Below are 7671 nucleotides of genomic sequence, written 5' to 3'. Positions count from 1 at the left end.
GTCTATCTTCTTGTCAGCACTGACGCTGTCGTTTTCAGAAGACGACCGCACCATCTGACTGGATGTAACGCCTGGTGTGCATACGGCTCCTGACAGCCCAATATCAGGAGTCGTCTGCACCAATCTCGACTATGCTCAATACTCGTGTGCACCAAAGCGAGGTTTGGGCATGACATCAGACACTCCACCGATTGCCGCGCAAGGCGTGGCCACCCTGCCCGACGAGGCATGGGCGCAAGCCCGGCACCGGACGGAAATCATCGGGCCACTGGCAGCGCTTGAGGTGGTCGGGCATGAAGCCGCCGATGAGGCAGCCCAAGCGCTGGGCCTGTCCCGGCGACAGGTATATGTCCTGATCCGTCGCGCCCGGCAGGGTACTGGCCTGGTAACAGACCTGACGCCCGGCCGATCCGGCGGCGGCAAAGGCAAGGGGCGCTTGCCGGAACCGGTCGAGCGCATCATCCGCGAGCTGCTGCAAAAGCGCTTCCTGACCAAGCAGAAACGCAGCCTGGCGGCGTTCCACCGCGAAGTCGCGCAGGCGTGCAAAACCCAGAAGCTGCCGGTGCCGGCGCGCAACACCGTGGCCCAGCGGATTGCCGGACTACACCCGGCGAAAATAGCCCGCAGCCGGGGCGGGCAGGACGCTGCCCGTCCCTTGCAAGGCGCGGGTGGCATTCCGCCAGAAGTCACCATGCCGCTGGAACAGGTGCAGATCGACCACACCGTCATCGACCTGATCGTGGTCGACGAGCGCGACCGGCAACCGATTGGCCGCCCATATTTGACCCTCGCCATCGACGTGTTCACGCGCTGCGTACTCGGCATGGTGGTCACGCTGGAAGCGCCGTCCGCCGTCTCGGTCGGCCTATGCCTCGCGCATGCCGCCTGCGACAAGCGGCCCTGGCTGGAAGGGCTGAATGTGGAAATGGACTGGCCGATGAGCGGCAAGCCCAGGCTGCTCTATCTGGACAACGCGGCCGAGTTCAAAAGCGAAGCGCTGCGCCGTGGCTGCGAACAGCATGGCATCCGGCTGGACTATCGCCCACCAGGCCAGCCGCACTACGGCGGCATCGTGGAACGGATCATCGGCACGGCGATGCAGATGATCCACGACGAATTACCGGGGACGACCTTCTCCAATCCCGGCCAGCGCGGCGAGTACGATTCCGAGAAGATGGCCACCCTGACGCTGCGCGAGCTGGAGCGCTGGCTCGCGTTGGCGGTAGGCACCTATCACGGCTCCGTGCACAACGGCCTGCTCCAGCCGCCGGCCGCGCGCTGGGCCGAGGCCGTGGAGCGCGTTGGCGTCCCGGCCGTCGTTACCCGCCCCACCGCGTTTTTGGTCGATTTCCGGCTCTGTTGCAAAAATCGTGAAGCTTGAGCATGCTTGGCGGAGATTGGACGGACGGAACGATGACGGATTTCAAGTGGCGCCATTTCCAGGGTGATGTGATCCTGTGGGCGGTGCGCTGGTATTGTCGCTATCCGATCAGCTATCGCGACCTTGAGGAAATGCTGGCGGAACGCGGCATTTCGGTCGACCATACGACGATCTATCGCTGGGTCCAGTGCTACGCCCCGGAGATGGAGAAGCGGCTGCGCTGGTTCTGGCGGCGTGGCTTTGATCCGAGCTGGCGCCTGGATGAAACCTACGTCAAGGTGCGGGGCAAGTGGACCTACCTGTACCGGGCAGTCGACAAGCGGGGCGACACGATCGATTTCTACCTGTCGCCGACCCGCAGCGCCAAGGCAGCGAAGCGGTTCCTGGGCAAGGCCCTGCGAGGCCTGAAGCACTGGGAAAAGCCTGCCACGCTCAATACCGACAAAGCGCCGAGCTATGGTGCAGCGATCACCGAATTGAAGCGCGAAGGAAAGCTGGACCGGGAGACGGCCCACCGGCAGGTGAAGTATCTCAATAACGTGATCGAGGCCGATCACGGAAAGCTCAAGATACTGATCAAGCCGGTGCGCGGTTTCAAATCGATCCCCACGGCCTATGCCACGATCAAGGGATTCGAAGTCATGCGAGCCCTGCGCAAAGGACAGGCTCGCCCCTGGTGCCTGCAGCCCGGCATCAGGGGCGAGGTGCGCCTTGTGGAGAGAGCTTTTGGCATTGGGCCCTCGGCGCTGACGGAGGCCATGGGCATGCTCAACCACCATTTCGCAGCAGCCGCCTGATCGGCGCAGAGCGACAGCCTACCTCTGACTGCCGCCAATCTTTGCAACAGAGCCCGCTGGCCGCCTCAGCCTGCCACCCCGTCCCGGATTAAGCCATCACGCAGCAGCCCGGTGAATAAGAGAGGATCAGCGACCTGAGAGTGTGGCTCCAAGACTTGTGCCGCCGCCGAAATTGCGGCGATTGCTGTGGGAACACCTGCAACAATCGCTACCTGGGTAAGAACGCCGAAAATCTGGTCTCGGGTTGCACCCGCGCGTACCGCAGTGGGGACATGAAATTTGATGACATCAATTCCCGTTGCGCCCAACGCCGCGCCGGCTGCGATGATAACGAGTTCCCGGGTTTTCAAATCCAAATCGGTGCGGCTGTATACATCGCCGAAGACCCACTCAATCACATAGCGACCAAAATCAGGCGAGCTATCCTTGAATCCATCAAGGTATGCCTCCGTGGGAATGCCGGTGACTGCGGCGAATGTAGCAGATCCCCTGGCGAAACGGTCCTTTGAGACCTCAGCAGGCAAAGCGACGCTGGAATTTACGACTGACATACCCTATCTCCTCGTTTGCACTGCACCGTGCAGTCTCCAAAGCATACATTGCACAGTGCAGTGCAGTCAAGGAAGGTGATGATCATCGTGAACGAAATTAGCCCGTCTTATTCATGAGGGCGGTGGATCGAAGCTGGCGAGCGTAGCGTAAAGCATTGATCTGGCTTAGGGATTGGGTGCTCACACCAACCTTCTTCACCCCATCGAGCCCGCCACGCCCGCCATGTCCGATCTTGACGCACTTCCGTTCGCGTTTCCATCCGTGAGAGCCAAGAAGCTCACAGCCGCCTTCGACGGCGGGCGCCTGACCTCGGACGGCGGCGTCCTGCTGCTGGCTCAGGCGGCCCGGCGGATGCGGATTGCCGACAAGCTCGCCGCGGTGATCCCGGACCGGCGCGATCCGAGCCGGATCGTGCACCCGCTGCCCGAGATCCTCCTGGCGCGCATCCTGGCCATCGCCTGCGGGTATGAGGACGCGGACGACCTCGACCACCTGCGCGCCGACCCCGCCTTCAAGCTCGCCTGCGGGCGCCTGCCCGAGAGCGGCGCGGACCTGATGAGCCAGCCCACCGTCTCGCGGCTGGAGAACACGCCGGACCTGCGCGACCTGATCCGGCTCGGGCGCGTGCTGGTCGACCTGTACTGCGCCAGCTACGCCGTGCCTCCAGCCGCCGCCCCACAAGGGGTTGCTGGCGAAACGGCCTTTGGCGTCCTTGACCATCACGAACCACACGGCCGCATCGGAACCCCAGACCACAGGGTTGCCAGTGGTCATGGCGCTGGTTTCGAGCTTGCGGATCTCTTTCACCAGCGTGGCGCCGTCCAAGAACTTGCCGGTCTTGCGGTAGTGCTCGGCCGAGGCCTTTAGTCGCCGGCCGTGACGGCCAGTGGCAGGACGAGGGCGCTGGCGAGCAGAGCGCCGGTGAGTGCGATTTTCATCGTGTTCTCCTTATATGCCTATGGAGATCAGACGGCGACCACGGGGAAATCCACCGTGGGGTCGGCGATGTGGTTGGTGTAGTTGGTGAGCGTGTTCAGCGCGACGTTGGCGATCACTTCCAGTATCAGGCCGTCGTCGAGCCCCGCGCGGCGGTAGTTGGCCATGGCGTCGGCCGACACCACGCCGCGTTGCTCGACCAGCGCGCGGGCAAAGCCGGCGATTGCATCGTCAAGTGCGTTGGCCGCCTGGCCGGTGCGGGCCGCGGCGATGGCCTCTGCCGACAGTCCGGCACCTTTGCCGATCAGGGTGTGTGCGCTCAGGCAATACTGGCAGCGATTGGCTTGAGCGGCAGCGAGCGCAACGATCTCGCGCTGGGAGGCATTCAGGCGGCCGGTGCCCAGCGTTTCGGACAAGCCGAGGTAGCCATTGAGCGCCGCCGGCGCGTGGGCCAGCGTGGCGAACAGGTTCGGCACCATGCCAAGCTTGGCTTTGACGGCCTTGAGTGTGGCAGCGGTAGCGGCGTCAGCGGTGTCGATGGTCAGGGGGGCGATTTGGGTCATGTCTATCTCCGTAGTGGGTGAGGTGCAAGAGCACGTGGGCATGATCGCCCTTTGTTTGGTACGATATGGCACGTAAAGTATCAAATACGTAACCTATCGTCTTATATGGAGAGTGGAATGGCGGATCGACTGGCCGGCTTGCTCCGGCACTACTCGCTTTCGGCGCGCGTTTTTCACAGCGGCGCCTTCTGTGAGCAGCATCATTACGCGGCGCCGCATGGCTATATCCATCTGGTGCGGCGCGGCCCGATTACGGCGCGTTCGCCCGTGCATGAAGATCTGCTGGTTACCGAGCCGAGCCTGCTGTTTTATCCGCGCGTGGCGTCGCATCGTTTTGTCGCCGCCCCCGGCGATACCGCTGAGCTGTTGTGTGCGGAGGTCGATCTGGGCGCTTCGACGGGCAATCCGTTGGCCATGGCCTTGCCGTCGATGCTGCTGATTCCGTTGGCGGACTTGCCCGGCCTCGGGCCGACGCTAGAGTTGCTGTTTGCCGAAGCCGAGCGCGACCAGTGCGGTCGGCAGGCCGCCATCGACCGCTTGTGCGAGTTGCTACTGATCCAGTTGCTGCGTTATCTGATGGATGGGCGGCTTGGCGCCACCGGACTGCTGGCGGGCCTGGCCGACCCGAAACTCGCGCGCGCCATAACCGCCATGCACGATGCGCCGCAGACCGCGTGGTCGCTCGAGGCGCTGGCGGCGAAGGCGGGCATGTCACGCGCGCGCTTCGCCGCCGCGTTCAAGGACGCGGTGGGCGTCACGCCGGGCGACTATCTGGCCGACTGGCGGATGAACGTCAGTTGCACCCTGCTCAAGCAGGGGCGGCCGGTGGCGGTGGTGGCCGACCGCGTCGGCTACGGCAGCCCGAACGCTCTGGCGCGCGCCTTCCGCGTGCGCATGGGCTGCGCCCCGCGCGACTGGCTGGCGCAGCAGCGCGGTGACGCGGCGCTCAGCGGTTCGTGAGTTTGAGTTCGATTCGCCGGTTCTTGGCGTAGGCGGCGCCGGTGTTGCGCTCGTCGAGCGGGTGAAATTCGCATCACGCCGGAACAACTGGCGGAACTCCAGGTGGCGATCCGTCAACGGCTGGTCAGTCTGTTCGTGCGGCGCGGCCGGCTGGACAAGGCTGAGTCAGTGGCGCAGGTAGCTGGATGACGCTGTCCCGCCCGGAGCAGACAAAGCTCACGCGCGCCCAAAGGTTCTTCGCCATTCACTGGGACTGACCTGGTTTCTGCGCTTGAAGTGCTGACGCAGCGAGGTCGGGTTCTGAAATCCGACCAGGTCAGAGATGGCTTCCACCGGCAAGGTGGTGCTTTCCAGCAGCTCTCGGGTCCGCTGCAGGCGTTCGTTGATGAGCCAGTCTCCCAACGACATGCCGGTCGCCTTGCTGAAGTGGCGCGTGAACGTGCGCCGGCTCATGGCGGCGCGTTGGGCCAGCGCATCGACCGAGTGGACCTGGTTCAGGTGCTGGCGCAAATGGTCCAGCAACTGATTGATCCTGGCATCTTGCGTGGAAGGGGCAAGCGGCTGTTCAATGAACTGAGCCTGTCCTCCTTCGCGGTGAGGCGGCACCACCATCATCCGGGCGACTTTGTTGGCCGTTTTCTGGCCGTAGAACTTGCGCACGATGTAGAGGCAGCAGTCCAGGCCCGCCCCTGTTCCCGCCGATGTGATCAGGCCATCGTCATCGACATACAGCGCATTCATGTCCAGTTGCACTTGCGGAAAGCGCAGCTTGAAATCCTGCTCCGCCATCCAGTGTGTGGATGCGCGTTTGCCATCCAGCAAGCCCGCATAGGCGAGGACATACGCGCCGTAGCACAGCCCCACCACATGGGCACCCCGCTGGCGGGCCTGGCGCAAGGCGGCTATCAGCTCGGGCTCAGGACGCTCGGCCAGATCATGCCAACCGGGGATCACGACGATGTCAGCCTTGGCCAGCAACTCCAGCCCGCCATCGGGTTGGACGAACAAGGCCCGCTCGGCCGCCAGCGCGGTGCCGCCTGGCGTGACGATCTTCAGATCGAACAGCGCCTGCTCGGGCAACTGCGCACTGAAGATCAAGAACGGCACGCCAAAGTGAAACGGGCTGAAGTGCGGGTAGCTCACGAGGGCCACGAGGGGAAGTCGCTTTGACATGAAGCTCCTGGGTGAAGTGGCCCAATTCTTTCGAATATTGACGCTTGGGTCAATTCTACAAAGGGGCGAGAGACACGACCATGGAGGCCTCTTCAACTCAACGCGGGTGTCCCCCATGTTCTCGATGAAAGCTTTCACTCCCCTGCTGGTCTCGCTGTCGCTGGGCGCCTTTGCGGCAACCGCCTGGTCTGCACCGGCAACCGTCACCGGCACCTCGGTCAAAGTGCAGCAGATCCGTAACGCCACGGTGAAGATCGACTTTGCTGGCACGACCTTCCTGGTCGACCCGATGCTGTCGGACCAAGGGGCGTTCCCCGGCTTCCCGGGCACTTACCGCAGCGAACTGAGAAACCCCTTGGTCGCGCTGCCCTTTTCAGTGAAGGATGTGCTGGACAGCGTGGAAGCAGTGGTCGTGACCCACACCCATACAGACCATTGGGATGAGGCCGCTCAAAAGGCGATCCCCAAGAGCCTGCCGGTCTTCACGCAGAACGAAGCGGATGCCAAGCTCATTCGCAGCCAAGGCTTCCAGGACGTCCGCGTGCTCACCGGCTCCACCACCTTCAAGGGTGTGAAGCTGAGCAGGACCGGCGGTCAGCACGGCACGGATTTGTGGTTTGCCGACCCCGCGCGTGCGGCGTTCATGGGCCCGGTCATGGGGGTCGTGTTTGCGGCGCCGCAGGCAAAGACGGTCTACGTGGCGGGGGACACGGTGTGGCGTCCGGAAGTGGATCAGGCACTGAAGCTGCACAAGCCCGACGTGGTGATCCTCAACACAGGGAGCGCGCTCGTGAGTGGCTTTGAGGAGCATCCCATCATCATGGGCAAGCAGGACACACTCCAGGCCACCAAGGCAGCGCCCCATGCGGCCATCGTGGCCGTGCACATGGATGCGGTGAACCACATGTCACTCACCCGCAAGGCCCTGCGTGAGTTTGTGCAAGACCATAAAATTGAGCAACGGGTGCTGATTCCCGAGGATGGCGAAACCCTCCGGTTCTAAACTACTACGGTGCCTCGTCGTCAAGACCGGACACGGGGGACCAGAGACCGCTTTTGGCCGGCAGCAGCCCGTCGTTGCCTGATGGATCCAACCCCTCCGCTGCTATAGTGCAGTCGGCTTCTGACGTTCAGTGCAGCCGTCTTCTGAAAACGACAGACGCGCAGGATTTGGAACTGTCATTTTCAGAAGACGACTGCACCAATTGACGGGGCGTAACGCCAGATGTGCAGGCGACTCCTGACAACGCAATATCAGAAGTCATCTGCACCAATCTCGACTATGCTCAATACTCGTGTGCACCAAAGC

6 protein-coding genes and 3 pseudogenes are annotated in these 7671 nt (G+C 63.0%); 5 read left to right on the top strand and 4 right to left on the bottom strand.

What is annotated here, in order from left to right:
- Positions 1–169: 169 nt before the first annotated feature.
- Both ABDB81_RS29015 and ABDB81_RS29010 read left to right on the top strand, forming a co-directional pair.
- Positions 170–1351, top strand: a pseudogene (locus ABDB81_RS29015) (DDE-type integrase/transposase/recombinase); the annotation flags it as partial.
- A gap of 62 nt (positions 1352–1413) precedes the next feature.
- Complete coding sequence (locus tag ABDB81_RS29010) at positions 1414–2178, top strand: IS6-like element IS6100 family transposase (RefSeq protein WP_001389365.1); 765 nt, start codon at positions 1414–1416, stop codon at positions 2176–2178.
- 65 nt (positions 2179–2243) lie between these two features.
- Here ABDB81_RS29010 and ABDB81_RS29005 read toward each other — a convergent pair whose 3' ends face one another.
- On the bottom strand, positions 2244–2729 hold the full coding sequence (locus ABDB81_RS29005) for a carboxymuconolactone decarboxylase family protein (protein ID WP_046941321.1): 486 nt from the start codon (positions 2727–2729) through the stop codon (positions 2244–2246).
- Positions 2730–2952: 223 nt separating this feature from the next.
- Between ABDB81_RS29005 and ABDB81_RS29000 the strand changes: the two are divergent.
- A pseudogene (locus ABDB81_RS29000) lies at positions 2953–3402 on the top strand (transposase); the annotation flags it as partial.
- Positions 3403–3450: 48 nt separating this feature from the next.
- Here the strand turns inward: ABDB81_RS29000 and ABDB81_RS28995 are convergent.
- Together ABDB81_RS28995 and ABDB81_RS28990 are read right to left on the bottom strand one after the other, a co-directional pair.
- A pseudogene (locus ABDB81_RS28995) lies at positions 3451–3537 on the bottom strand (cytochrome C); the annotation flags it as partial.
- Between the two features lie 158 nt (positions 3538–3695).
- Positions 3696–4229, bottom strand: coding sequence for a carboxymuconolactone decarboxylase family protein (locus tag ABDB81_RS28990; RefSeq protein ID WP_003830783.1), 534 nt, complete (start codon positions 4227–4229; stop codon positions 3696–3698).
- A gap of 117 nt (positions 4230–4346) precedes the next feature.
- Here ABDB81_RS28990 and ABDB81_RS28985 point away from each other — a divergent pair, with 117 nt between their 5' ends.
- Positions 4347–5189, top strand: a complete 843-nt coding sequence (locus tag ABDB81_RS28985) for an AraC family transcriptional regulator (RefSeq protein WP_094313412.1) — start codon at positions 4347–4349, stop codon at positions 5187–5189.
- Between the two features lie 216 nt (positions 5190–5405).
- On the opposite strand, the gene ABDB81_RS28980 is transcribed toward ABDB81_RS28985, so the two are convergent.
- Positions 5406–6341, bottom strand: a complete 936-nt coding sequence (locus ABDB81_RS28980) for a helix-turn-helix domain-containing protein (protein WP_346814254.1) — start codon at positions 6339–6341, stop codon at positions 5406–5408.
- 136 nt (positions 6342–6477) lie between these two features.
- Between ABDB81_RS28980 and ABDB81_RS28975 the strand changes: the two genes are divergently transcribed.
- Positions 6478–7365 (top strand): MBL fold metallo-hydrolase, encoded by an 888-nt coding sequence (locus tag ABDB81_RS28975; RefSeq protein WP_232776335.1) that lies wholly within the window; start codon positions 6478–6480, stop codon positions 7363–7365.
- Positions 7366–7671: the final 306 nt, after the last annotated feature.

Source organism: Cupriavidus sp. DL-D2, from assembly GCF_039710735.1.
Lineage (GTDB): Bacteria > Pseudomonadota > Gammaproteobacteria > Burkholderiales > Burkholderiaceae > Cupriavidus.
This window is presented reverse-complemented; position numbering and strand designations above follow the sequence as displayed.

What these genes read in the sequence shown, in the direction of transcription:
- ABDB81_RS29010 (WP_001389365.1), top strand. Translation starts at nt 1,414, where the DNA reads ATGACGGATTTCAAGTGGCGCCATTTCCAGGGTGATGTGATCCTGTGG.
- ABDB81_RS29005 (WP_046941321.1), bottom strand. Translation starts at nt 2,729, where the DNA reads ATGTCAGTCGTAAATTCCAGCGTCGCTTTGCCTGCTGAGGTCTCAAAG.
- ABDB81_RS28990 (WP_003830783.1), bottom strand. Translation starts at nt 4,229, where the DNA reads ATGACCCAAATCGCCCCCCTGACCATCGACACCGCTGACGCCGCTACC.
- ABDB81_RS28985 (WP_094313412.1), top strand. Translation starts at nt 4,347, where the DNA reads ATGGCGGATCGACTGGCCGGCTTGCTCCGGCACTACTCGCTTTCGGCG.
- ABDB81_RS28975 (WP_232776335.1), top strand. Translation starts at nt 6,478, where the DNA reads ATGTTCTCGATGAAAGCTTTCACTCCCCTGCTGGTCTCGCTGTCGCTG.